This is a genomic window from Pseudomonas sp. S31 (assembly GCF_016648105.1).
In the GTDB taxonomy this organism is placed as follows: domain Bacteria; phylum Pseudomonadota; class Gammaproteobacteria; order Pseudomonadales; family Pseudomonadaceae; genus Aquipseudomonas.
Map to the genome: position 1 here is coordinate 53,715 of NZ_JACVVE010000031.1, position 23,301 is coordinate 77,015.

At 65.8% G+C, this 23,301-nt stretch carries 20 protein-coding genes and 1 pseudogene; 10 read left to right on the plus strand and 11 right to left on the minus strand.

The window, feature by feature from the left end; all coding sequences use genetic code 11:
• From IAE37_RS20965 to IAE37_RS20985, 5 genes and pseudogenes are all read right to left on the minus strand, one after another.
• Nucleotides 1–195, minus strand: coding sequence for a hypothetical protein (locus tag IAE37_RS20965; protein ID WP_201176571.1), 195 nt, complete (start codon nucleotides 193–195; stop codon nucleotides 1–3).
• A gap of 62 nt (nucleotides 196–257) precedes the next feature.
• Nucleotides 258–368 (minus strand): annotated as a pseudogene (locus IAE37_RS20970) (KGG domain-containing protein); the annotation flags it as partial.
• A gap of 222 nt (nucleotides 369–590) precedes the next feature.
• Complete coding sequence (locus IAE37_RS20975; RefSeq protein WP_201176575.1) at nucleotides 591–1,877, minus strand: NTP/NDP exchange transporter; 1,287 nt, start codon at nucleotides 1,875–1,877, stop codon at nucleotides 591–593.
• Nucleotides 1,878–1,881: 4 nt separating this feature from the next.
• Complete coding sequence (locus IAE37_RS20980) at nucleotides 1,882–2,793, minus strand: aldo/keto reductase (protein ID WP_201176577.1); 912 nt, start codon at nucleotides 2,791–2,793, stop codon at nucleotides 1,882–1,884.
• A gap of 82 nt (nucleotides 2,794–2,875) precedes the next feature.
• Entirely contained in the window at nucleotides 2,876–3,754 is an 879-nt protein-coding gene (locus tag IAE37_RS20985) for a Dyp-type peroxidase (RefSeq protein WP_201176579.1), read from the minus strand.
• A 163-nt stretch (nucleotides 3,755–3,917) separates the two neighbouring features.
• Here IAE37_RS20985 and IAE37_RS20990 point away from each other — a divergent pair, with 163 nt between their 5' ends.
• Nucleotides 3,918–4,805, plus strand: a complete 888-nt coding sequence (locus IAE37_RS20990; protein WP_201176581.1) for a bile acid:sodium symporter family protein — start codon at nucleotides 3,918–3,920, stop codon at nucleotides 4,803–4,805.
• A 6-nt stretch (nucleotides 4,806–4,811) separates the two neighbouring features.
• On the opposite strand, the gene IAE37_RS20995 is transcribed toward IAE37_RS20990, so the two are convergent.
• The 3 genes from IAE37_RS20995 to IAE37_RS21005 all read right to left on the minus strand — a co-directional run bounded on the left by IAE37_RS20995 (nucleotide 4,812) and on the right by IAE37_RS21005 (nucleotide 6,490).
• Complete coding sequence (locus tag IAE37_RS20995; RefSeq protein ID WP_201176582.1) at nucleotides 4,812–5,279, minus strand: sterol desaturase family protein; 468 nt, start codon at nucleotides 5,277–5,279, stop codon at nucleotides 4,812–4,814.
• Nucleotides 5,280–5,456: 177 nt separating this feature from the next.
• Entirely contained in the window at nucleotides 5,457–6,251 is a 795-nt protein-coding gene (locus tag IAE37_RS21000; protein ID WP_201176583.1) for an exodeoxyribonuclease III, read from the minus strand.
• Nucleotides 6,248–6,490, minus strand: coding sequence for a hypothetical protein (locus tag IAE37_RS21005; RefSeq protein ID WP_201176584.1), 243 nt, complete (start codon nucleotides 6,488–6,490; stop codon nucleotides 6,248–6,250). Before IAE37_RS21005 ends, IAE37_RS21000 begins: the two co-directional genes overlap by 4 nt.
• A gap of 166 nt (nucleotides 6,491–6,656) precedes the next feature.
• Here IAE37_RS21005 and IAE37_RS21010 point away from each other — a divergent pair, with 166 nt between their 5' ends.
• Nucleotides 6,657–7,157: a DUF4142 domain-containing protein gene (locus IAE37_RS21010; protein ID WP_201176585.1), complete on the plus strand. Its 501-nt coding sequence runs from the start codon at nucleotides 6,657–6,659 to the stop codon at nucleotides 7,155–7,157.
• A 24-nt stretch (nucleotides 7,158–7,181) separates the two neighbouring features.
• The gene (locus IAE37_RS21015; RefSeq protein ID WP_201176586.1) at nucleotides 7,182–7,433 is read left to right on the plus strand and encodes a hypothetical protein; all 252 of its coding nucleotides are present in this window, start codon (nucleotides 7,182–7,184) and stop codon (nucleotides 7,431–7,433) included.
• Nucleotides 7,434–7,465: 32 nt separating this feature from the next.
• Here the strand turns inward: IAE37_RS21015 and IAE37_RS21020 are convergent, their stop codons facing one another.
• Nucleotides 7,466–7,636: a DUF6021 family protein gene (locus tag IAE37_RS21020; RefSeq protein WP_201176587.1), complete on the minus strand. Its 171-nt coding sequence runs from the start codon at nucleotides 7,634–7,636 to the stop codon at nucleotides 7,466–7,468.
• Nucleotides 7,637–7,985: 349 nt separating this feature from the next.
• Between IAE37_RS21020 and IAE37_RS21025 the strand changes: the two genes are divergently transcribed.
• The 4 genes from IAE37_RS21025 (at nucleotide 7,986) to IAE37_RS21040 (ending at nucleotide 15,708) form a co-directional block, all read left to right on the plus strand.
• A complete protein-coding gene (locus IAE37_RS21025; protein ID WP_201176588.1) occupies nucleotides 7,986–11,381 on the plus strand; it encodes an Ig-like domain-containing protein in 3,396 nt (1,131 codons plus the stop codon).
• A gap of 57 nt (nucleotides 11,382–11,438) precedes the next feature.
• A complete protein-coding gene (locus IAE37_RS21030; RefSeq protein ID WP_201176589.1) occupies nucleotides 11,439–12,443 on the plus strand; it encodes an SCO family protein in 1,005 nt (334 codons plus the stop codon).
• A gap of 80 nt (nucleotides 12,444–12,523) precedes the next feature.
• A complete protein-coding gene (locus IAE37_RS21035) occupies nucleotides 12,524–14,851 on the plus strand; it encodes a bifunctional diguanylate cyclase/phosphodiesterase (RefSeq protein ID WP_201176590.1) in 2,328 nt (775 codons plus the stop codon).
• Nucleotides 14,839–15,708 (plus strand): phosphate/phosphite/phosphonate ABC transporter substrate-binding protein, encoded by an 870-nt coding sequence (locus tag IAE37_RS21040; RefSeq protein ID WP_201176591.1) that lies wholly within the window; start codon nucleotides 14,839–14,841, stop codon nucleotides 15,706–15,708. The genes IAE37_RS21035 and IAE37_RS21040 overlap by 13 nt, the downstream gene beginning before the upstream one ends.
• 7 nt (nucleotides 15,709–15,715) lie before the next feature.
• On the opposite strand, the gene IAE37_RS21045 is transcribed toward IAE37_RS21040, so the two are convergent.
• A complete protein-coding gene (locus tag IAE37_RS21045) occupies nucleotides 15,716–16,855 on the minus strand; it encodes a glycerate kinase (protein WP_201176592.1) in 1,140 nt (379 codons plus the stop codon).
• 121 nt (nucleotides 16,856–16,976) lie between these two features.
• On the minus strand, nucleotides 16,977–18,074 hold the full coding sequence (locus tag IAE37_RS21050) for a sugar diacid recognition domain-containing protein (protein ID WP_201176593.1): 1,098 nt from the start codon (nucleotides 18,072–18,074) through the stop codon (nucleotides 16,977–16,979).
• A gap of 163 nt (nucleotides 18,075–18,237) precedes the next feature.
• On the opposite strand from IAE37_RS21050, the gene IAE37_RS21055 reads away from it, so the two are divergent.
• The 3 genes from IAE37_RS21055 to IAE37_RS21065 all read left to right on the plus strand — a co-directional run bounded on the left by IAE37_RS21055 (nucleotide 18,238) and on the right by IAE37_RS21065 (nucleotide 23,213).
• Nucleotides 18,238–19,566 (plus strand): MFS transporter, encoded by a 1,329-nt coding sequence (locus IAE37_RS21055; RefSeq protein ID WP_201176595.1) that lies wholly within the window; start codon nucleotides 18,238–18,240, stop codon nucleotides 19,564–19,566.
• Nucleotides 19,567–19,709: 143 nt separating this feature from the next.
• Nucleotides 19,710–21,227 (plus strand): FAD-dependent oxidoreductase, encoded by a 1,518-nt coding sequence (locus IAE37_RS21060; RefSeq protein ID WP_201176598.1) that lies wholly within the window; start codon nucleotides 19,710–19,712, stop codon nucleotides 21,225–21,227.
• A 75-nt stretch (nucleotides 21,228–21,302) separates the two neighbouring features.
• Nucleotides 21,303–23,213, plus strand: coding sequence for a sigma-54-dependent Fis family transcriptional regulator (locus IAE37_RS21065; RefSeq protein ID WP_201176601.1), 1,911 nt, complete (start codon nucleotides 21,303–21,305; stop codon nucleotides 23,211–23,213).
• The last annotated feature ends 88 nt before the right edge of the window (nucleotides 23,214–23,301 follow it).

The window sequence follows — 23,301 nt, forward strand, 5'->3', positions numbered from 1 at the left end:
TCAGCGGTTTTCTTCGCGCGGCATTGGCTCGGGGTCGGGCGCAGGCTGTGGCGCGGGCTTGTCGGTGTTTTGCATCTGCACCGAGGACTTGCTCTGGTCGCTGTTCTGGGTCGCATGGTCGTCATTGTCACGGTCGAAGCAACCGCCCAGTAGGGTCAGGCTGGCGACTATGGCCAACATTGGAATCAGGCGCATGGGATATCCTCTGTCACGGGAAAGCCACAGTGCCAGGTCGCCCCGGCACTGCGCTGCCTCACTTACGAGCGACCACCCTTGCGGCCCGACTCGCTGGTATGGCCGCCGGAACTCTTGCCGCCCTTGCGACCGGCTTCGGAGGCCTTCTCGCGGTCATTGGCGAAGTTGCCTGGGTTCTTGCTGCTGCCCTGGCTGCCGGTGCGGCTGTTGTCTTTCTTGTCCATCATCTGACACCTCGTATGGCTTTAGGGGTGCACGGGTTCGCCCCGTACATAGGTTCGGAGTTCGGTGATAACGGCGGATTCGGTTTATTGCGGCCGGTTCGGACCGGTGGCGTTAAATATGCCTAGGCATAGTATTTGGGGCGCCAGGTTACAAGCCCCTGGGCGGCGGGTTCAGGGCTCTTCGGGCGGGCCTTCCAGCTGGCGCTGGCGCCGCCCCAGCCAGCGACCGGTCGCGGCCCAGCCGAGGGCGATGCATGCACCGATCGCCATCGCCCACTGTGGGTGTTCGCCCAGCACGTCCAGTCCACGCTTGACCCAACCACTGAGCGCATCGCCACCCCGGTAGACCACGGTGTCGATGAAGTTCTTGGCCTTGTACTTGTCTTCGGCTGGCAGCACGGTGAACAACATCTCTCGCCCAGGCCGCACCAGGGCATACTCGCCAGCCCTGCGCACCACCATCACCACCACGAAAACCGCGAATACCGGAGCGAGGGCCAGCCACAGGAAACCCAGGGCCATCACCAGCGGCACGGCCACCAGCAACACACCCACGCCCAGGCGCCGGGCCAGGCGGCCAGTGATGAACACCTGGATGAGGATCGCCAATGCCTGCACCACGGTGTCGATCAGGCCGAACACTTGGGTCTGCCGGGTGCGGTCGGTGAAGGTTTCGCTGACTACCCGCGCCTGTTCGAAGTACAGGAAGGTGCTGACGCTGGCCAGCAACACCACGAACAACGCGATGCCCATCAGGTAGGGGGAGCGCAGCACCGCGCTGGCGCCTGCGAACGGGTTGCCGCCCAACGGTTTGCTGGTGGGCTGCCTATGCGCTTGCGCCAGCGGCTGCCGGTCGCGCCAGCGTTGCAGGTACAGGGTTGCCCCCACGCTGGCGAGCAGCGCCAGGGCGGCCAGCAGCAACAGCCCCGCATGCCCGAGGGGCGCCACCAGCAAGGTGCCCAGGATTGGGCCGCTGAGTCCCCCCAGGCTGGCGCCCGCCGCCAACAGGCCGAACAGGCGCTTGCCCTGTTCGGGCGAAAACAGGTCGGCCAGCACGCTCCAGGCCAGGGAAATGGACAGCAGGTTGAACATCGACAGCCAGATGTAGAAGGCCCGCGCGTAGCCGACATGCTGCGGATCTCGCTCGAACAGTATGGCGAACAGCAGCAGGTTGCTGGCGAAGAATCCAAAGGTCCACGGCAGGATATGCCGACGCTTGGCCTTGCTGGCCAGCCAGCCGAACAGCGGCAGGCACGCCAGGGTGGCGATGAAGGTGCCGGTGAACAGCCACTGCAGGTTGTCTACCCCACCTGCCACCCCCATGGTTTCGCGTACGGGGCGCAGCATGAAGTAGCCGCTGAACAGCAGGTAGAACACTGTCAGCCCGGCAGCCACGGCGGGGCCTTCGCCAGGCTGCAGGGCCAGGCTTTGCTGCATGCGCTGCCGCCAACCACTCATGCTGTCAGCCGAACTGCTTGATCAGCGCCTGCTGTTGCGCCGGGCTGAGCATGGGTTCGTGGCCGGCCTTGAGCTGGTCGAGCTGGCGATCGGGGCGGCTGGTGGCCGGGATAACCGTGGTCACCGCCGGGTGGCTGATGGCGAATTTGAGAAACAGCTGCGCCCAACTGCTCACCCCGGCTTCGGCGGCCCACGCCGGCAGGGGCTGGTCCTTGACCTTGGAGAACAACCGGCCGTCGTCGAAGGCGCGGTTGATCAGCACCGCCACGCCCTTGTCCTGGCACAGCGGCAGCAGTTCACGGGCAGCCTGGGGGGAGTTCACTGAATAGTTGATCTGGACGAAGTCCAGGGCTTCGCTGCGCACGATACGGGCAACGTCGTCCTGACCGCTTTCCAGGTAGTGGGTGATGCCGACATAGCGCGCCTTGCCCTGCTGCTTGAGTTCACGGGCATAAGGCAGCTGGGTGCGCCAGTCGCGCAGGTTGTGCACCTGCAGCAGGTCGACCTTGTCGGTACGCAGGCTTTTCAGGCTGCCGGCCCATTGGGCCTTGGCATCCTCCAGGCTGTCGGCGGCGATCTTGGTGGCGATGAAGCAGCGGGCGTGCCAACCGCCCTCCTCCAGCAGCTGGCCAAGGATGGCATCGGCGCCGCCGTAATTGGGCGAGGTGTCGATGACCTTGCCACCGCCCTCGAAGAACGCCTTCAGCACCGCCTTCAACTGCTGGTACTGCGCTGAGCCAGGCTCGACCTCGAAGCTGCCGGAAGTGCCCGCGCCGATCACCGGCAGTGCCTCGCCGGTAGACGGGATGGCGCGGGTCAAGAGGCCGCTGGGGACGGCGGCATGCAACCAGGGGCTGACAGCCGACAAGATCCCCAAGGCCGCACCAGCGCGTAGGACATCGCGACGTGCGTACATGGCAAAGCTCCCGTCATCATTCGGAAACTTTCAAGGCTAGCCCGCCTGCCCCCTGGCACCGCACGATTCTGTATCTGGATGTTTAGCCCAGCAGCCGCTGCAGGTCGAGACCCTGGCTGCCCATCGGAGGGCACCAGTAATAGCCGCCGGTCAGTGGCCGGCTGAAGCGGTACAGGGCATCGATCACACCGTCCTCCAGGCCGCTCATGCGCCGCAGCTGGATCTCGAATGCATCGAACGAACGCCCCAGGGCGACGAAGGCCAGGCCGGCGCCGCGGGTGTCGGCCCAGGACACCGAACGACGCACCATGAACGCTTCAGGGCTGAAGCTCTCCTGGGCGGTACGCTTGACGTGAGCGGACTCGGGTGCGTCCTCGAGTTCTTCGTTGTCGCTCAGCCGGCGGCCGATGATGTCGTCCTGCTCCGGTTGCGGCAGCGATTTGAAGTAGTTCAGGTCGTGCTTCCACAGCTGCACGGCGGCGAAGCTGGAGCCGGCAAGGCCAGGGGCGTCGCCGGCGACGATTGCCGCCTCCACCGCATCATCGTCGCGAGGGTTTTCGGTACCGTCTTCGTAGCCAGTGAGATCATGCCCGCCGCGGTGCAGGAAGCCATCGACGTGATCGACCAGGCGCAGGGCCGGGCTCAGCAGTCGCTCCAGGGCCTGGGCGCGCAGGTACAGGTCGCCGCGCTCATCACCGCGCAGCCACAGCCACAGGGCGTGCTGGGTGCTCGGGTTCTCTACCACCGCATCGAGCTGCGGGAATGGGCGCAGACCTTCGATCTCACGGTCCAGCGCCTTGGCCAGTGGCGCGCCGACACCCAGGCTCAGACTACGGCCATCGACCTCGGATCGCAGCGCCTGCAAGGCAGCGGGCAGCGCTTCGAGCGACTCGATGGCGAAAAACAGGTGACGGGCGTGAACCGGCACCGGGGTGGCAAGCAGACCTTGCTGGTACGGCATGACAGGCGAATCCTTGGCAAAAGCGCGAATGCTACTGCGCCAAGGCGAGGTTGACCAGTCGCCGTCCCCGTAACAAATGGTTACCAACGTCCTCCCCAGCCCGCCGTGTGCCCTGCCGGTGCCCACCTACACTGCTGCACAGCGCCCCTCCCAGAGATCATCCATGACCGCCTCGCCACTGCTCACCGCCGTTCTGCCGCTGGCCCTGGGCATCATCATGCTCGGCCTTGGCCTGTCGCTGACCCTGGCCGATTTCGCCCGGGTGGTGAAGTATCCAAAGCCGGTGGTCATCGGCCTGGCCTGCCAGATCCTGCTGCTGCCGCTGGCGTGCTTCCTGATCGCCAATGGTTTCGGCCTGGAGTCCGCCCTGGCGGTGGGGCTGATGCTGCTCGCCGCCTCGCCGGGCGGCACCACCGCCAACCTGTTCAGCCACCTGGCCCATGGCGACGTGGCGCTGAACATCACCCTCACGGCGGTCAATTCGCTGATCGCCATTCTCACCATGCCGCTGCTGGTCAACCTGTCGCTGATGTGGTTCATGGCCTCGGACCAGGCCATTCCCCTGCAATTCGCCAAGGTCATGCAGGTGTTCGCCATCGTCCTGCTGCCAGTGGCGCTGGGCATGCTGATCCGCCATTGGTCGCCGCGCTTCGCCGCGCGCATGGAACGGCCCATGAAGCTGGTAGCTGCGCTGTTCCTGGCGTTCACCATCGCCCTGGCGCTGGCGAAGGACTGGCAGACGGTGCTCGAATATGCCCCGGTGGTTGGCCTTGCGGCCCTGTCGTTCAACCTGCTGAGCCTGGCCGTCGGCTACTGGGTGCCCCGCCTGTGCAACATTCCCAAGCGCCAGGCCATCGCCATCGGTATGGAAATCGGCATTCACAACGGCACGCTGGCCATCGCCCTGGCACTGAGCCCATCGCTGCTGAACAACGCCACCATGGCGGTGCCCGCGGCGCTGTACAGCCTGATCATGTTCTTCACGGCGGCGGGGTTCGGCTGGTGGGTCAGCCGTGCGAGCCGCGCCGAGGTGCCGGCGCGCACGCTTTAGATGCGCTCAACCCTGCCCGCGCCGCTTGCGCAGTTGGCGCTTGAGCACGTCCAGGGGCGGCGCGTAGAAAAAGCCGAACGACACACTGCCCGTGCGCCCCTTCACCGCGTGGTGCAGCCGGTGGGCGCGGTGCAGGCGCTGCAGGTAGCGGTTCACCGGCCGCGGCTTGCGCGGCCAGTGGCGGTGGAAGAAGCCATCGTGAGCCAGCACATACAGGATGCCGTAGCCGGCAACGCCGCCGCCCACCCATTGCAGCGGCGCATACCCCGCCTTGCCCAGCGCTACCAGGGCCGCAGCGATCAGCGCCAGGGCCACCAGGTAAAGGTCGTTGGTCTCGAGCACGCCCAGGTGCGGCTCGTGGTGCGAACGATGCAGCCACCAGCCCCAGCCATGCATGATGTACTTGTGGGCCAGCGTGCCGACGCCTTCCATGGCCACCAGGGTGGCGCACAGCACGGTGAGGTTGAACAGCATGTAACGGTCCGGCAGCGGTTGAAGAGTGGCGCAAGAGTACCGATAACCTGCCCGCTTTGCCACGCAGGCGTGACCGATTGCGTGGCTTTCTCGATGAAGGCATTGTCATGTTCGCGCAGCGTCCTCGCCGGCTAGACTCGCCCCGGCGGCGCAGCGCTTGCGGGCTGTGACGATAGTTCAGCGCCGTTTACGCGTCCCCAGTTCGATCCATACCGGCGCGTGGTCACTGGCCTTGGGCTCGTTGCGAACCCAGGCATCGACCCCGGCCGCCTTGAGGTACGGCGCCAGTTGCCGGTTGAGCAACAGGTGATCGATGCGCAAACCAGCGTTGCGCGCCCAGTGGTTACGAAAGTAATCCCAGAACGTGTACACCCGCGCATCCGGGTGCAGGTGGCGAATGGCATCGGTCCAACCCTGGTCGAGCAGTTGCTGGTAGCGATCGCGCGATTGCGGTTGCAGCAAGGCGTCCTTGAGCCACGACCGAGGGTCGTAGATATCCAGATCTGTCGGCACGACATTGAAATCGCCCGCCAGCAATGCAGGGTGTTCGCTGTCGAGCAGGCCCTTGGCATGCTCGATCAGGCAGTCGAACCAACGTAGCTTGTATTCGAACTTCGGCCCCGGCTGCGGGTTTCCATTGGGCAGGTACAGGCACCCGACCAGAATGCCATGCACGGCCGCCTCCAGGTAGCGGCTCTGGGTATCGTCCTCCATCCCAGGCAAACCCCACCGTACCGCCAGCGGCTCGCTGTCGCGGGCCAGGATGGCCACTCCATTCCACGACGGCTGGCCCAGGTGCAGGCAGCCATAGCCCGCCGCTTCCAGCTCACGCGCCGGAAATTGTGCGTCCGGCGCCTTGAGCTCCTGCAGGCAGGCGATATCGGGCTGTTCCCGTTCCAGCCAGGCCAGCAACGCGGGTAGCCGGCTGCGAATGCCATTGATGTTGAACGTGGCGATCTTCAGCGCTTTCATGCGTCGGGGTCGTTGACGTGGGCCTGCACCGCATCTTCCAGGGCCCGGGCATGTGACTCGTCGGCCAGACGCTTGAGCGCCAGCCAGTCGTCCCAGTCGATGGCGCCGTCGTCGCGCAGGGCTTCGGCAGTGCGTAACAGCTCATGATGGTAGGCATCCGGCGATTCGCGCCGGTAGCTGACGTCGTCGTATTGCGCGTACCAGGCCTCCAGCTCCGGGATGCTGCGTTCGATGCTCATGGGGCGAGTCCTCTTGCGTGCCTTTGAATGTGTGAGCCGCTACCCGGCGCAACGTTCAACCGCAAGCCACCGTCGGCCAGTTCGGCAGAAAAATTAAACCTTTGCGCCTCGGCCCGGCTCAACCGTACGCGACACTGAAGTCGCGCCAACCGGTAAGGAGTGGGACATGAGCAATCTCTTCATCAAGCGCGTCGGTCTGTCGATGGCGATGGGCCTGGCCTCGCTGCAAGCCATGGCGGCTACCTCCAACGACTTCGTCGAGGCTGCCACCGAGTCGGGTATCGCCGAGGTGGTCACCGGCAAGCTGGCCCTGGAGAAAAGCCAGAACGGCGAAATCAAGACCTTTGCCCAGCAAATGGTCACCGACCATACCCAAGCCAACCAGAAACTGGCCGACATCGCCCGCAAGCTGGACATCGAGGTGCCTGACGAAGCCGCGCTGACCGACAAGGTCAAGAAGATGATCCTCGAATGGCGCGACGAGTCGTTCGACAAGTCCTATCTCAACAACCAGGTCGACGCCCATGAAAAAGCCGTGGAACTGTTCAAGAAAGAGGCCGCCTCATCGGACAAGGCCGAGCTGAAGGCCTTCGCCAGCGAGACCCTGCCCAAACTCGAGCAGCACCTGCAGCACGCCAAAGAGCTGCAGGCCAAGCACGGCAAGTAACCTGACAACCTCGAGAGGCCCGATATGAGCAACGACGCCCTACGCGCAGAAATCCTCACCCGCTTGTTGCACGCCCACCCCGAAGGCCTGGGCAAGGAGGTGCTGGACAACTATCGCGGCGGAAAAGCCGTAGCCGGCATGCTCAAGACCCTGCAGGAACACGGCCTGATCCAGGGCGCCCACGTCACCGTGGACGACCAGCACCAGATCAGTGTCAGCTATCCGATCAAGTTGTCGGCGGCCGGCGTCGATGCGGCCAAGCAGTTGGACAACTGAACGACCAAGGGCCGCTTGCGCGGCCCTTTTCCTTACTTTTGCTTCTCGTGGTCCCTCGGCGGCTTTGCCGGCCCCTGGGGATCGACCTGCGGGTCGTCGAGGTCCGGCGAGTCCGGGTCGAAGCCCAGATCCTCCTGTTTATCGGCGTGCTCCGAGGAATGTGGCCCCTGCTCCGATGCAGGGCGTTGCTTTGGGGTGGACATGTTTGCGCCTCCTTTGAAGATGTCTATGGAAGAGCCGCAGGGCGCCCCGGAAGTTTGATTTATTTGCTTCAGCGTTCCACCAGTGGCTAGCCAGACCGCCCGATTCACGGGGGCTCGGGGGCTTTTCCGTGGGTCGCAATCACCACTGTTGGGGGCCGGCGAGACCCCGTTAGCGGGGACTTTCCCCAAACGTTGACGCGCGTTTATTTAGCGCGCATCAGGCCCGGCAAGCATTTGTTTAACAACGCGTTACAGAGTTGAGAGTTGGCACATCCGTTGCTCAACCTCCTAGGACCAGGCAAAAAGCCATCGATGGCTCAAGGCCACCTAGCGAGCGAGGCATCAGGCAATGAAAACACCTGCCATGTTCCACCCACACCGCCACGCGTTCCCACTTTCAGCCGTCACCGCATTGCTGCTGGGTTTCGGGCAGATCTGCGCCAGTGCCTCCTCGCTCGATGACGTGAGTCAGCCGCCGCCGACGGACCCCTCCGCGTACGCCGACCAGCCGGCTGACCCGAACCCGGCGTTGCTCAACCTGTTCAACCTGCCCGAGGCCAACGAGGGCTCGCTGGAGCTGCCCGACGGCGCGTTCGGCAACCGCGATACCGTACGCATCGACAACGTGCTGCAGCCGATCCAACAGACTTCGCGCAACTATCCCACCAACGGCAAGCCAAGCCCGCTGTTCGGCGCGCAACCGTTCACCCAGCAGTTGCTGCTGTTCGAAGAATTCGGCCTGGAGAAACTCGACCCCAACCTGCCGCCACCCGAGCTGACCTTCCCGGTGCCGACCCTTGGCCAGGCCCCCGCGCAGGATCCCAACGTGGTGGCGCGCAGCAGCCCCAACGGCAATGCCCTGGAAGCCTTCCTCAAGCAACCCGGGCTGTTCCCCTTCCCTACCCAGTTCTCCAACACGCTCGACCGCAACCCATGGAAGGCGCAGATCGAACTGTTCCTCAACCGCAACTCGGTCGGCTCGCCGGCCGAAGGCCGTCCACCCGGAAAGGGCTGGGCGCACCAGCGCTGGAACGAGTTCTACCCCCAGGCCGCGTTCAAGACCGCCCAGGCCGGCGCACGCATCAACCAGGGGCTGCGTGACCGCAAGCAGCTGCACAACTATGCCGTGGGCGAGTTCGCCCCAGGCGGGTTGTACTACCAGACCTCGGACATTCCGACCACGCTCGGCACCACCAAAAACATCGACACCCGTTTCCACCCGAACTTCCCGCTGCAGAACCACAAGTCGTTGTGGACCTTCGACGGCACCTTCCCCCCGAAGCTGCTGATGGTGCGCTATGGCCAGCCGGTGCTGATGCGCCACTACAATGCCCTGCCGATCGATCCGTCTGCCAACGGCGGGTTCGGCCTGCATACCATTTCCACCCATGAGCACAATGGCCATTCACCGGCCGAGAGCGACGGCTTCGCCAACGCCTACTTCTTCCCGGGCCAGTACTACGACTACCGCTGGCCGGTACAACTGGCCGGCTACGACACCATCAACACCCGTGCCCAGGACCCACGTGCGGCGTTCCCCTGCTCACCCGGCGAAACGCTGTTCGTCAACGACGCCTCGCCAGGCCTGAAGACCTGCGAGAACGGCACCATCAAGATCCGTGGCGACTGGCACGAGACCATGAGTACCCACTGGTTCCACGACCACATGATGGATTTCACGGCGCAGAACGTCTACAAAGGCAATGCCGTGATGATGAACTACTACAGCGCCATCGACCGCGGTAACGAAGCCCTCCAGGATGGCGTCAACCTGCGCTTCCCGAGCGGCTCGGGCATGGCCTGGGGCAACCGCGACTACGACGTCAACCTGGTGGTCGCCGACAAGGCCTGGGACGAGAACGGCCAGCTGTGGTTCAACCCGTTCAATACCGATGGCTTCCTCGGCGACCAGATCCTGGTCAACTGGCAATACCAGCCCAAGCTCAAGGTGCGCGCGCGCAGCTACCGCTTCCGCATTCTCAACGGCTCGGTGTCGCGCTACTTCAAGATCGCCGTGGTGCGGGAAATCGCCGGCAACAGTGGCGAATTCAAAGGGCCGTCGGGGTCGAACCTGTCCTATGCGCGGGTGCCGTTCCACATGATCGCCAACGACGGCAACATCATGGAACACGCGGTCCCGTTCGACGGCACCCTGGACCTCAACGGCGACGGCAAACTGCAGGACGACAACGGCATCCTGCCGTTGCAAGGCATCGCCGAGCGCTACGACATCATCATCAACTTCGCCAAGAATGGCATCCAGGCCGGCGACAAACTCTACTTCGTCAACCTCCAGGAGCACGACACTGGCAAAGGCCCGGGCGAAGTCATCTCGCTGGCCGACGTGCTGTCAGAGAAGTACAAGGCAGTGATCAAGCAGACCAGCAAAGGGCCGGAGTGGGACAAGGGTGACCCGGTGGTCGGCAAGTTCATGCAACTGCTGGTGCAGCCTTACAGCGGCCAGGACGTGGCCATGGACCCCAGCCTCTACGAACCGGCCAAGCCCGGCAAGGCCGAAGGCCTGAAGATGATCCCGCTGACCATCGACCGCAACGGCGTGGCCGACAAGGAAAAACTCAAAGCTGCCCGCCACCGCGAGTTCCTCTTCGGCCGCTCCGATGGCACCGACACCGCACCCTGGACGATCAAGACCGACGGCGGCTTCGGCTACAGCATGGACCCACGCCGGATCACTGCGGCGCCACAGCTGGCCAGCGAGGCCACCGCCGGCGGTTTCAGCGGCGACGGCACCTTGGAAGTGTGGAAGATCAAGAACGGCGGCAACGGCTGGAGCCACCCGGTGCACGTGCACTTCGAGGAAGGCGTGGTCCTCAGCCGCGATGGCAAGGCCCCGCCGGAATGGGAAAAATGGGCACGCAAGGACGTCTACCGCATCGGCCCGGAGACCGACTCCTCGGAAGAGGTGGAAGTGGCCATCCGTTTCCGCGAGTTCGCCGGGACCTACATGGAGCACTGTCACAACACCCAGCACGAGGACTCCTCGATGCTGCTGCGCTGGGACCTGGAACACCCTGGCCAGTTCCAGGTGATGCCGACCCCGCTGCCGGGTTGGGACGGCGTGGAGTACATGGCTTCGGTGGGCCTGCCGACGTTCCGCACCGCAGGTGCCAACCACGGCGAGGACAACAGCAACAAACCACCGGTGGCCAACAACGACAGCGCCGCGACCACTGCAGGCAAACCGATCGTGATCAACGTGCTGGCCAACGACACCGACCCCGAGGGCAACCTGCCGCTGAGCGTGGTCGGCCTGGCCCAGCCGGATTCCGGCCAGGGCACGGTGAGCACTGACGGACTGAAAGTCACCTACCTGCCACCGGACACCGTCGAGACGCCGTTCACCGCCACCTTCACCTACCAGGCGAAGGACGCCAAGGGCGCCGAATCGGCAACCCCGGCCACGGTCAGCGTCGCGGTGTCGCCTGCGGTGGTGGCCGACCAGATCCAGGTCAGTAGCGCAGCCGTGCAGGTGCGCAGCAACAACCGCTACACCTGGGATATTTCCGGCACCACCTCGGTGGCCGCCGGCAACAGCATCAGCGTCACCGCCGCGACCACGGCCGGCCCGCTGAGCCTGGGCCAGGCGACGCTGACCACCTTGGGCACCGGTGCGCGCTGGCGGGTCTCGCTGACCACCACCGGAAACGGCCCGGCCAGCCCGGCGACGATCACCGTCAACTCGGCGCTCGGCGGCACGGTCACGGCGCCGATCAGCGTGAAGTGAGTCGTCGCAGGCAGGGGCCGCGCTGCGGCCCCGTCCCTATTCGAAGAGGATCGCATCATGGCCACTTCATGGCGTGTTCTGCTCGCTCTGCTGATGTTCGCCGCCGGTATCCACTATTGGCCGTTGAAACCGGCCCCCCAAGCCCTGGCCATGCCTGCTGCGAACACCGGCGACGCGTCCCCCTGGGGCGTTGACTACTTCCCCAACACGCCACTGCTCACCCAGGACGGCGAGCAGGTGCATTTCTTCGATGACCTGATCAAGGACAAGGTGGTGGCGATCAACTTCATCTTCACCGGTTGCTCCGACTCCTGCCCGGTGGAAACCGCACGTCTGCGCCAGGTACAGAAGATCCTCGGCGACCGGGTGGGCAAGGATATCTTCCTCTACTCCATCAGCATCGACCCGTACAACGACACGCCGGCCACCCTCAAGCGCTACGCCGAGAAATTCGGCATCGGCCCCGGCTGGACCCTGCTCACCGGTGAGCCCGCCCACATCGAGCAACTGCGCCGGCGCCTGGGCCTCTACATAGAAGGTCTGGAAAATGGCCGATCCAAGGACCACAACCTGAGCCTGATCATCGGCAACCAGGCCACCGGCCGCTGGATGAAGGCATCGCCCTTCGAGAGCCCCTACATCCTCGCGGACCGCCTGGGCAACAGCCTGCACAACTGGAAACAGGCCAGCGCCATGACCAACGACTACGCCCATGCACCTGACGTGCGCCCACCCAGCAGTGGCGAACAGATCTTCCGCACCCGCTGCTCGTCCTGTCACACCCTGGGCATTGTCGAGCCCGGCAGCCAACCGGGCATCGGCCCCGACCTATTGGGCGTGACCCGCCAACGCGAGATCCAGTGGCTGACCCGCTGGTTGAAGATGCCCGACCAGGTGCTCGCGGAAAAAGACCCGCTGGCGATGCTGCTGCTCGCACAATACAAAGGCCTGGCGATGCCCAACATGCGCCTGGGCGATGCCGAGGTCACGGCCGTGCTCAACTACCTGGAAGAAGAAACCGCGCGTATCCAGACCCCGATAGCTGCTGCGGAAAAACCTTAAAGGCAATTAGCCATCAGTCACGAGCCTGTCATCTATCTGTCGTATTTTTCGAGGATCACCCAGGGTAGGGAATACCAGCAGTGATCCGTCGTTCTCTTTCTTCCACAGGCCTGCTGCGGCTGTTGATCATGATGCTCTGCGCCGCCACCCTGGCGTTTCTCTGGGGGCTGCATTTCTCGCAAAAGGCTGCCTCGCGCCAGGATGCGCTGTCGGCCAAGGCGGCCGAGCACCTGAACCTTGCCAGCATCGTCGCCGAAAGCCTGCGCCAGTTGCTCGACCGCGCCCAGGCCGTGGGCCGCGTCACCCAGGACGACATGAAGACCCAGCGCCTGGGTGGTTTCAACCTGGCCCGGATCCTTGCCGAAGACCCGGTGTTCAAGCGCATGAGCCTGTACGACCGGCAAGGCCGGCTGCTCTCGGCCAGCCACCCGGACGAAGCCCAAGCCCTGCCCGAGGACTGGTTGCTGCAACTCAAGCGGCATGTGGCCCATTACGGTTTCAAACCCTTCCTGCCCAAGGTCGTGCAAAACGACAACCCGGCCGCGATGCCCAACTGGCGCCTGCCCTTCCTGCTGCCGCTGGCCGACCTGCCGGGCCGCGAGATCGGCAGCATCCTGGTTGTACAACTGGATATCGGCTACCTGGCGGTGCTGTTCCAGCATATCGAACTGGGCCATAGCGGCTTGGTCCGGCTGCTGCAGGACGATGGCCAGGAACGCCTGCGCATCGACACCAATGGCGTGGTGGTGGCCGGCGACGCCTTGCTGCCGGAACTGCCGCAGGGCGACCAGGCATCCGGCCTGCTCACCCAATATGCCGTTGGCGAGCCCTACCAGAGCCTGTACCGCCGCGTGGCCGAGCGCGGCTTCAGTGTGGTGGTCAGCCAGCGTCACGACGAGATCCTCGCCCCCACGACCCTGGCCTTCGGCCGCCAGTTCTGGCTCAACCTGAGCATGACCCTGATGATCCTCGCCAGCCTGGTCTGGACCTTGCGCCTGCTACGCAAGCGCCAGGAGGCCTTCAGCGCCCTGGAGCAGGCCCAGCAGGTCAACCAGCAACTGATCGACCGGCTCGAGGACGAACACCGGCGCAGCAGCCATGCCGCAGCCACCGACCACTTGAGCGGCCTGCACAACCGCCGCCAGTTCGTCGAGATCGCCAGCCAGGCGCTGACCCGCCAACGCGGCCGACGGCAACTGCTGGCCATCCTGTTCATCGACATGGACCGCTTCAAGTCGATCAACGATTCGCTCGGGCACAAGATCGGCGACCTGCTGCTGCAGGCGGTGGCCGGGCGCATCCAGCGCCTGCTGGAGCCGGGCGACGAAGCCTCGCGCTTCGGCGGCGACGAGTTCGTGGTGCTGCTGGCCGGCGAGCGCAGCGAGGAGCGCATCAACACCTGGGTGCGAACCCTGGTGCAGAAGCTCTCGGCCACCTATGCCCTGGACGGCCAGGAGGTCAACACCAGCCCCAGCGTCGGCGTGAGCATCTGCCCCCGCGATGGCCAGGACATCGACAGCCTGATCCGCTGCGCCGACGCCGCGATGTACTCGGCCAAGCAGGCCGGGCGTGCCCAGTACCGCTTCTTCGACCCTTCGCTGAACCTCTCGGACATCCAGGCCTTCACCCTCGAGCAGGCCTTCGTCAGCGCCTTGGCCGAGCGCCAGTTCGTGCTCCACTACCAGCCGCAGATCCGCCTCGACACCCACCAGGTGCTGGGCTACGAAGCGCTGGTGCGCTGGGACCACCCGGAGTTCGGGCTGCTCTACCCCGACCGTTTCATCGCCATGGCCGAGCGCAGCGGCTTCATCATCGACCTGGGTTGGGAGGTGCTGCGCCTGGCGTGCGAAGAACTGGCGCGCTGGCGCCGCGACGGGCGCTCCTCGCGCCTGGCGGTGAACGTCTCGGCGCTGCAGTTGCGCCAGGCCGACTTCGCCGAGCGCCTGCTGGCGCAGTTGCGCCAACACGGCATCGACCCACGCCAGCTGGAACTGGAAATCACCGAAACCACCGTTCTCGACCCCGAGGGAACCGCAGTGGAACACCTGCACCGTCTGCGCACGGCGGGCATCGGCATCAGCCTGGATGATTTCGGTCGCGGTTACGCCGGTTTCGCGCACCTGCAGGCACTGCCGCTGAGCAAGCTGAAGATCGACCGCTCGCTGATCGCGCCGCTGTCCAACAGCTACGACGACAGCCCCATCGTGTCTTCGACCATCATCCTGGCCAAGCGCCTGGGCCTGGAAGTGGTCGCCGAAGGCGTGGAAACCCGTGAACAGGTGGTGTGCCTGAAGCTGGCCGGTTGCGACATCGCCCAGGGCTATCACTTCAGCCGGCCATTGTCGCCGGTACAACTGCTGGAATACCCGCCCTTCAACGGTACCGAGGAACGTTCATGCGTGTACTGACCGGTTTGACGCTGTTGCTGGCGGCCCTGCACACCTGCGCCGCCCAGGCCGACTGCACGCCGCGCAGCCTGCGCCTGGCGGTGATCCCGATCAAGGGCAGCGAGCAGATGAGCGCCGAGCACCAGCCATTGCTCGAGCGCCTCAGTCACGCAGCGGGCGTGCCGGTGGAGCTGGTGATCGCCCCATCCTATGAAAGCGTGGTCGATGCCATCGTCTCCGGCGGCGCCGACATCGCTCGCCTGGGCCCGGCCTCATATATGTTGGCGCACAAGCGTGACCCGCGCATCGAGCCGTTCGCCACCTTCACCTTGAGTGCCGGCCCCTTCACCCCGGCGGGCAACCACTACCAGGCCCTGCTGCTGACCCGCGCCGAGGGCCCGGACGACTACCATGCCTTGCGGGGCAAGCGGGTAGCGCTGAGCGACCCGGCCAGCACCTCGGGCAGCCTGGTGCCGCAGGTGGAGTTCGCCGCGCAGGTCGGCAGCCCCCTGCCACGCTACTTCGGTGCCCTGGTGTATGCCGGCACCCACGACAAGGCGCTGGATGCCCTGCTGAGCGGCGGCGTGGATGCCGCGTTCGTCGCCAGCGAACGGGCCGACGCCTACCTCGCCGACCACCAGTTGCCGGCCGAGCGGCTCAAGGCGCTATGGCGCTCCAAGCCGATCTACTACGACCCCTATGTCTTCAGCGCTGCACTGTGCCCGGCACTGAAAGCCCGTTTGCGCAAGGCCATGCTGGATGACCCACAAGCGCTTGCAGGCTTCGTCGCCTCGCAGGATGCCAGCGGCCTGGTGCCGGTCGGCCAGGCCGAATACGCGCCACTGGAACAGTTGATGGAAGCCTCGAAGGGCCGCTGAGTGCGACTCAGGCCTTGCGGGCGACCTGCCAGAGCCTGGCGATGTCGCCGGCACGGGCGTGCAGCAACGCGGCAGCGTCGGCGCAGGCCTGCTCCAGGCTCATCGGCCCGCTGGCCAGGGCGAAGGCGGCATCGATGCCATGGCCATAGAGCTGCTGGTACCCCTCACCCAGGGTACCGGCCAGCACCACCACCGGTACGCCGTGGCGCTTGGCGACCTTGGCCACGCCCATGGGGGTCTTGCCGCGCAGGGTCTGGGCGTCGAAGCGCCCTTCCCCGGTAATCACCAGGTCGGCGCCCTGCACCAAGGCATCGAGGTCGGCCAGTTCCGCAACCACCTCGACGCCCGGGCGAAAACGCGCGCCCATGAACGCCTTGGCCGCAAAACCCATGCCGCCTGCGGCGCCGCAACCTGGGGCATCGCGCAGGTCTTCACCGAGCAGTTGTGCGCAATGGTCGGCGAAGTGGCCCAGCGCCTGGTCCAGCCACTGCACCTGCTCGGGGCTGGCGCCTTTCTGTGGACCGAAGATCGCCGAGGCGCCATTGGCGCCGCACAACGGGTTGTCGACATCCGCAGCCACCTCGACACACACCTCGGCCAAGCGCGGGTCCAGGTCGCTGGCGTCGATGCGGGCCAGGCCGGCCAGGGCCAAGCCACCTTCGGCCAGGGGCTGCCCCGCGGCATCGAACAGGCGCAGGCCCAGGGCCCGCAGCATGCCGCTGCCGCCATCGTTGGTGGCGCTGCCGCCGATAGCCAGGACAATGCGCTGGGCACCGGCGGCCAGGGCGGCGGCAATCAGTTCGCCAGTGCCCCAGGTGCTGCTGCGGCAGGCGTCGCGTTGCCCCTGGGGCACCAGCTGGATACCACTGGCCTGGGCCATTTCGATCACTGCCGTGCGGCTATCGGCAAGCCAGCCCCAGCCCGCTTCCACGTTTTGCCCCAACGGGCCTCGCACCACCTGGCGGCGCAGTTCGCCATGGCTGGCGGCGACGATCGCCTCCAGGGTGCCCTCGCCGCCGTCCGCCATCGGGCACTCGACCAGTACGGCACCCGGCCAGGCTTCGGCCAGGCCACCGGCGATGGCCCGGGCGACGCCAGCGGCGTCCAGGCTGTCCTTGAACGAGTCGGGGGCGATGACGATTTTCATGGGGATTCTCCTGTCCAGATGACTGCATGCTGACAGTTGTGCTGCGGGCTAGCTTCTGTCGGATGCACAAAAGCCCGCGCCGCTTGTTTGGGCAAATGCATCCAGCGGCCAGGTAGCCAGATCAATCGGCTGGCAACAGTTGCAGACCCAGGTACAGGCTGAGCATGCCCTCCAGCCGCAGAGGATCGACCTCGCCCAGCTCGGCCACCCGCTCCAGCCGATAGCGCAGGCTGTTGCGGTGAATGCCCAAGGCATCGGCGCAGGCCTGGCTCTGGCCATCGTGGGCGCACCAGGCGCGCAGGGTCGGCAGCAACTGGCCGCTGGCGTCCTTGGCGCGAATGCGCAACAACGGTTCGAGCAGTTCATCCAGGGCATCGTCGTTGCGATGGCGCCAGAGCAACGCCGGCAGGCGATAGCGGGCCAGGCTCAGCAGGCGCTCGCCGGGCAGCACTTCACGCCCATAGGCCAGCAAGTCGCGCACCCGCCGATAGCCGCGGCGCAACTGTTCAAGGCTCTGCGCCACACTGCCAAGGGCCAGGCGCTCGACCTCCCAGCCATGGCGCTGCAGGCGTTCGAGCAGGCGGGTTTCATCCAGGGCCGCGCTGGCGGGCCGGCACCACAACAGCGATTCGCGCGACGGGCTGACGCACCAGCTTTCCGGGTAACGGTTGAGCAGCCACGCCGACAGCGCCTCGGCGGGCGGCCCGGCGCGCAGTTCGAACAGGCATGGCACCCGCGGCAATTGCGGCTTCAGGCCCAGTTGCTGGGCTTCGTCGAGCAGCCTCGGCGAATCGCCGCTGCCGCCGAGCAGCAAGGCCAGCAGGTCGTCGCAGCGCTGGCGTCGCCACTGCTGCTCGACCTGCAGGTGACGCTGGGCCAGCAACATTTCGGCGGTCATGCGCACCAGCTCGCCATAGGTGCGCATCTGCCCAGGGTCGCCGGTGAGGCCGAGCACGCCGATCAACCGGCCATCGAGCATCAACGGCAGGTTGACCCCGGGCTGCACGCCTTTGAGGCACTTGGCGGCGTCGGCATCCAGTTCGACGATACGGCCATTGGCCAACACCAGCTGCGCGCCCTCATGGCGGGTATTGATGCGCTCGGGCTCGCCACTGCCTAGAATCAAGCCCTGACTGTCCATGACGTTGACGTTGCACGGCAAGATGGCCATGGCCCGATCAACGATATCCTGCGCCAGGTCATGGTCCAGTTCGAACATTCAGCGGTTCCTTGAAGGGTTGGGTTTTGTGAAGTGGCACAGCATCGTAACGCCGAGGCTGTGCAAAAGCACAAAGACAGGCGCGTCGCACTCCCCGAGACTCGTCAGGGCGAGCGCCGGCACAGGCGACGCGGCGACAACCATAACAACAGAGATTTCGATCATGGCACACAGCCCTGCCGCTGACCAAGGCAACGACACCACCCGCAACGCGCTGTACCGGCGCATCACCCTGCGGTTGATACCGTTCATTTTCATCTGCTACCTGTTCAACTACCTGGACCGCGTCAACGTCGGCTTCGCCAAGCTGCAGATGCTCGATGCACTGAAGTTCAGCGAAACCGTATACGGCCTCGGCGCCGGCATCTTCTTCATCGGCTACGTGCTCTGCGGCCTGCCCAGCAACCTGGCGCTCAACCGCTTCGGCCCGCGCCGCTGGATCGCAGCGATGATGATCGCCTGGGGTGCGCTTTCGACGTGCCTGCTGTTCGTCACCACCCCCACCGAGTTCTACACCCTGCGCCTGCTCACCGGTGCCGCCGAAGCCGGCTTCTTCCCAGGCGTGGTGCTGTACCTCTCGCGCTGGTTCCCAGCTGACCGCCGCGGCCGCATCATGGCCCTGTTCATGTCGGCGATCCCGGTTTCGGGCCTGCTCGGCGGGCCGTTCTCCGGCTGGATCCTCGAACACTTCGCCACCGGCCAGCACGGCCTGGCCGGCTGGCAGTGGATGTTCCTGATCCAGGGTCTGCCGACCGTGGCCCTGGGCTTCCTGGCCATCGGCCTGCTCAGCGACGGCTACCAGAAGGCTGCCTGGCTGAGCCCGGCCGAACGCCAGCTGATCGAAGCAGACCTCAAGGCCGACGCCGCCAGCAAGCCCACCACCATGGGCGACGGTATCCTCGCCGTGTTGACCAACCCGCTGATCTGGACCTTCGGTTTCGTCTACTTCTGCATCCAGAGCGGCGTGTATGCGATCAACTTCTGGCTGCCGTCGATCATCAAGAATATGGGCTTCGACAACCCGCTGCTGATCGGCTGGCTGAGCGCCATCCCCTACCTGCTGGCTGGTGTGTTCATGATCCTCTGCGGCCGCTCGGCCGACCTGCGCAACGAGCGCCGCTGGCACTTGGTGGTCCCGATGCTGATGGGCGCCGTCGGCCTGCTGATCGCGGTCAACTTCGCCAGCAACCCGCCAGTGGCCATCCTCGGCCTGTCGATCGCCACCATGGGCGCGCTCACCGGCCTGCCGATGTTCTGGCCGATGCCGACCGCCCTGCTGAGCGCCGGCGCCGCCGTGGCGGGCCTGGCGATCATCAACTCGGTCGGGCAGATGGCCGGTTTCCTCAGCCCATACCTGGTCGGTTTCATCAAGGACCAGACCGGCTCCACCGATGCCGCGCTGTACTCGCTCGCTGGCCTGATCGTGGTCGGTAGCCTGGTCGCCTTGCGCGTGTCGCGCGCTGGAGCGATGAACGCCGCCAGGGCCAATTGACCCCATTCGCGGCTAAAGCCGCTCCTACAGACCCTGTAGGAGCGGCTTTAGCCGCGAAGAGGCCCCCTCCGATCGTCAGATCAACGCATCTCCCACCCAGCCCAGGCGTCAAATGGTTCCAAAGGCCCCCTTTGGAGAAGCCCATGACCCGCCATGCCGTGGCTACCCTCGACCAGCTCGACAGCAACCACCCTCTGCGCGTGCAGGCCGGCAACGAAGAAGTCATCCTCATCCGCCAGGGCGACCAGGTGCACGCCTACCAGGCCAACTGCCCGCACGCCGGCGCGCCCCTGGAAGAAGGCGTCATCTGTGGCGGCCTGTTGGTCTGCCCGTGGCACAAGGCGGCATTCGCCATCGACGAGGGCGCCGTCTGTGAACCCCCGGCCCTCACCGACCTGAGGCGCTATCGCACCTGGGTGGAAAACGGCCAGGTCTGGGTCGACGAGCAACCGCTGCCCAAGCCCATGCCACCGCGCCACAGCGACGCCCGTCGCTTCGTGGTGATCGGTGCTGGCGCGGCCGGGTCGGCGGCGGTGGCCACGCTGCTGGCTCATGGTTTCAGCGGCCACTTGTTGTGGCTCGACCAGGAGCGCCAGCCCGCCTACGACCGTACCTCGCTGAGCAAATTCGTCATCGCCGGGGAGATGCCGCCGGACGAAGTCCCCGCGCTGCTCGAAGCCGACGACCTGCGCCAGGGCCACCTGGAGCGGCGCCAGGCCAAGGTGCGGGGGCTGGATGCGAAGAGGCGCAGCATCACCCTCGAAGGCGGCCAGCGCCTCGATTACGACGCCGCGTTGCTGGCCACCGGCGGCAAGCCGCGCCGCCCTGACATTCCCGGCGCCGACCTGGCCGGCGTGCTGACCCTGCGTTCGCGCGAGGACGCTGCGCGCCTGCTCGATACCGCCGAGCCCGGGCAGCCGGTGGTGATCGTCGGCGACGGCTTCATTGGCCTGGAGGCGGCTGCGGCGCTGCGCAAGTACGGCTTGCAGGTACACGTGGTGACTCGGCACGAGGTGCCCCTGGCCAAGCAGCTCGGCGAACGAATCGGCCGCAGTATCCGCCAGCTGCACGAGCGCAAGGGGGTGATCTTCCACGGCCCCACCGAGGTACAGCGCTTCGAGGGCCAGGGCCAGGTCGAAGCGGTGCTGCTGGCCAATGGCGAACGGCTGGCGACGGCACTGGTGTTGCTCGGCACCGGTGTCACCCCGGCGACCGCCTTCGTGCAGGGCCTCGACCTGGCCAAGGACCACTCGGTGAACGTCGATGCCCAGCTGCGCGCCGCCGATGGCCTATGGGCTGCCGGCGACATCGCGACCTTTCCCCTGGCCGGCCGCCCGGTCCGTATCGAGCACTGGCGCCTGGCCCAGCAACACGCGGTGATCGCCGCCGCCAACATGCTCGGCGAACAGCGCCAGTATGACGATGTGCCGTTTTTCTGGACCTTCCAGCATGGCCGCACCTACGAGGTACTGGGGCACGCCCGGGACTGGGACCATATCGAGTTCGTCGGCGAGCCCGAGCAGGGTGACTTCATGGCCTTGCAGTGCGTGGGCCAGCAGGTCGAGGCCGTGATCGCCAAAGGCTACTCGGACGCCATGGCACAGCTGTCGCAGCGGATGAAACGCCCCCTGAGCCTGACCGATGCCCTGGCGCTGATATGATCGCCCCGTGGGCCGGCCGGGCAAAAACCAGCTATGGTTGGCACACTGCGAACAATAACAAGCCATGGACCGCTCATGCCCGCGTATCCAGGAACACCCCGCCCCAGCGAGCTGGCGGCATTCATCGACTGCCATTTCGCCGACCGCGGGCTGCAGCCCGAGGCGGTGATCGCCGAATCGTGGTACCGCAGCATCAACCAGCACCGGCTGGACCCTGAGCTGCGCCACGTCGACAATATTCTCAGCGCCGCCGAGCTGCGCCTGCACCAGGCCCAGCACGAGGCCTACCTGGCCATTGCCAGCCAGGGCGTCAGTGGCCTGGCCCGGCGCGTGGTCGAGGCCGGCTTCGCGGTGCTGCTCAGCGACGCCGACGGCATCACCCTGGACGCCCGCCTGCCGGCCGACACCCAGCGCTATACCCGCTCCGGCTTGCGCATCGGCGCGCGCTGGGACGAGTCCATCGCGGGCACCAACGGCATCGGTACTGCCCTGGCCTCGCGCCAGGCCTTGACCATCCACCGCCAGGAGCACTTCCTCTCGGCCAACGCCCGGCTCAGTTGCTCGGTAGCGCCGCTGTTCGACGCCCAAGGCCAACTGCTCGGTTGCCTGAACGCCACCTGCCTGCAAAACGAAGGCCCCAAGCAGGCCCAGCAACTGACCCTGCAACTGGTGACGCTGTACGCTCGCCTGATCGAGAACACCCATTTCCGCCAGCGTTACCGCGATTGCCTGACCCTGGCGCTGACGCCCCGTGACGACCTTGCCGATCTTGCCAACGAGCAACTGCTGGCCCTGGACCCGAGCGGCCGGGTGATCGGTGCCAACCAGGCGGCCTTCGCCGCCTATCCGCAGGCCTTGATCGGGCGGCGTATCGACCAGTTGCTGCCCGCCAGCATCGATACCCTGCTCGACCTGACCCGTGGAGGCGCGCGCGGCGCGCACCTGCGCAGCCAGGACCAGCAACTGCTGGATGTCGGCCTGCGCGCGCCGGCCGGCTACCGCCAGGCGCCGACACGCCCTGCCTCCACGCCGGTCAACAGCCATCCGGACCTCGAGCAGCTTGCCGGCAACGACCCGCAGTTGCAGCAAGGTGTACGCCGCTTGCGCAAGGTGTTGAACCAGGACATCGCTGTCCTCCTGCAAGGCGAGACCGGCACCGGCAAGGAGGCCTTCGCCCGTGCCCTGCACCAGGCCAGCCGGCGCCAGGCCGGGCCGTTCGTGGCGCTGAACTGCGCGGCGATCCCCGAATCACTGATCGAGAGCGAGCTGTTCGGCTATCGCGCCGGGAGTTTCACCGGGGCCAACCGCAAGGGTATGAAAGGCAAGCTGGAGCTGGCCAATGGTGGCACCCTGTTCCTCGACGAAATCGGCGACATGCCGGCGCACCTGCAGACCCGCCTGTTGCGTGTGCTGGCCGAGCGTGAATTGTTGCCGCTGGGGGCGGACACGCCTGTGGCGCTGGACATCCAGGTGATTTCCGCCACCCACCAGGACCTGCAGGCGATGATTGCCGACAAGCGTTTTCGTGAAGACCTCTACTACCGGCTTTGCGGGATGCGCATGGTGCTGCCGGCGCTGCGAGAGCGCAGTGATCGGGCTGAATTGATCGAGCGGCTCCTGGCGGGATTGGCCGGAGCAGAGGGCCTGCGCCTGGGCAGCGAAGCGCGCGCCTGCCTGTTGGGGCATGCCTGGCCTGGCAATGTGCGGCAGTTGCTGAACGCGTTGCGGTATGCGGTGGCATTGGCGGAAAACGGCGTAATCGAGCTGGCTGACTTGCCGGAGGAATTGCTGGCCCAGGCCCGGCCTGCCAACCCGCCGGTGCTTGAGCAGCAGGTCGGGGATACCGAGCGAAGGCACCTTCTTGAGGTGTTGAAGTGCGAGCGTTGGAACATGAGTGCGGCAGCGCAGGCGGCTGGGATCTCGCGTTCTACGCTGTATCGGAAGATGAAGCGGTACGGGATCGTGCAGCCGAATCTGGTGGGGTGATGGGTGCTCGCCGGGAGAATGGTGGCGCCTGTGAGACCGAGCGCCGCCCGCGCGGCGCTTCGCGGGGCAAGCCCGCTCCCACATTTGT

Excerpts from the sequence above, each read along its gene's own strand:
- IAE37_RS20965 (WP_201176571.1), bottom strand. The coding sequence starts at position 195 with ATGCGCCTGATTCCAATGTTGGCCATAGTCGCCAGCCTGACCCTACTG.
- IAE37_RS20975 (WP_201176575.1), bottom strand. The coding sequence starts at position 1,877 with ATGAGTGGTTGGCGGCAGCGCATGCAGCAAAGCCTGGCCCTGCAGCCT.
- IAE37_RS20980 (WP_201176577.1), bottom strand. The coding sequence starts at position 2,793 with ATGTACGCACGTCGCGATGTCCTACGCGCTGGTGCGGCCTTGGGGATC.
- IAE37_RS20985 (WP_201176579.1), bottom strand. The coding sequence starts at position 3,754 with ATGCCGTACCAGCAAGGTCTGCTTGCCACCCCGGTGCCGGTTCACGCC.
- IAE37_RS20990 (WP_201176581.1), top strand. The coding sequence starts at position 3,918 with ATGACCGCCTCGCCACTGCTCACCGCCGTTCTGCCGCTGGCCCTGGGC.
- IAE37_RS20995 (WP_201176582.1), bottom strand. The coding sequence starts at position 5,279 with ATGCTGTTCAACCTCACCGTGCTGTGCGCCACCCTGGTGGCCATGGAA.
- IAE37_RS21000 (WP_201176583.1), bottom strand. The coding sequence starts at position 6,251 with ATGAAAGCGCTGAAGATCGCCACGTTCAACATCAATGGCATTCGCAGC.
- IAE37_RS21005 (WP_201176584.1), bottom strand. The coding sequence starts at position 6,490 with ATGAGCATCGAACGCAGCATCCCGGAGCTGGAGGCCTGGTACGCGCAA.
- IAE37_RS21010 (WP_201176585.1), top strand. The coding sequence starts at position 6,657 with ATGAGCAATCTCTTCATCAAGCGCGTCGGTCTGTCGATGGCGATGGGC.
- IAE37_RS21015 (WP_201176586.1), top strand. The coding sequence starts at position 7,182 with ATGAGCAACGACGCCCTACGCGCAGAAATCCTCACCCGCTTGTTGCAC.
- IAE37_RS21020 (WP_201176587.1), bottom strand. The coding sequence starts at position 7,636 with ATGTCCACCCCAAAGCAACGCCCTGCATCGGAGCAGGGGCCACATTCC.
- IAE37_RS21025 (WP_201176588.1), top strand. The coding sequence starts at position 7,986 with ATGAAAACACCTGCCATGTTCCACCCACACCGCCACGCGTTCCCACTT.
- IAE37_RS21030 (WP_201176589.1), top strand. The coding sequence starts at position 11,439 with ATGGCCACTTCATGGCGTGTTCTGCTCGCTCTGCTGATGTTCGCCGCC.
- IAE37_RS21040 (WP_201176591.1), top strand. The coding sequence starts at position 14,839 with ATGCGTGTACTGACCGGTTTGACGCTGTTGCTGGCGGCCCTGCACACC.
- IAE37_RS21045 (WP_201176592.1), bottom strand. The coding sequence starts at position 16,855 with ATGAAAATCGTCATCGCCCCCGACTCGTTCAAGGACAGCCTGGACGCC.
- IAE37_RS21050 (WP_201176593.1), bottom strand. The coding sequence starts at position 18,074 with ATGTTCGAACTGGACCATGACCTGGCGCAGGATATCGTTGATCGGGCC.
- IAE37_RS21055 (WP_201176595.1), top strand. The coding sequence starts at position 18,238 with ATGGCACACAGCCCTGCCGCTGACCAAGGCAACGACACCACCCGCAAC.
- IAE37_RS21060 (WP_201176598.1), top strand. The coding sequence starts at position 19,710 with ATGACCCGCCATGCCGTGGCTACCCTCGACCAGCTCGACAGCAACCAC.
- IAE37_RS21065 (WP_201176601.1), top strand. The coding sequence starts at position 21,303 with ATGCCCGCGTATCCAGGAACACCCCGCCCCAGCGAGCTGGCGGCATTC.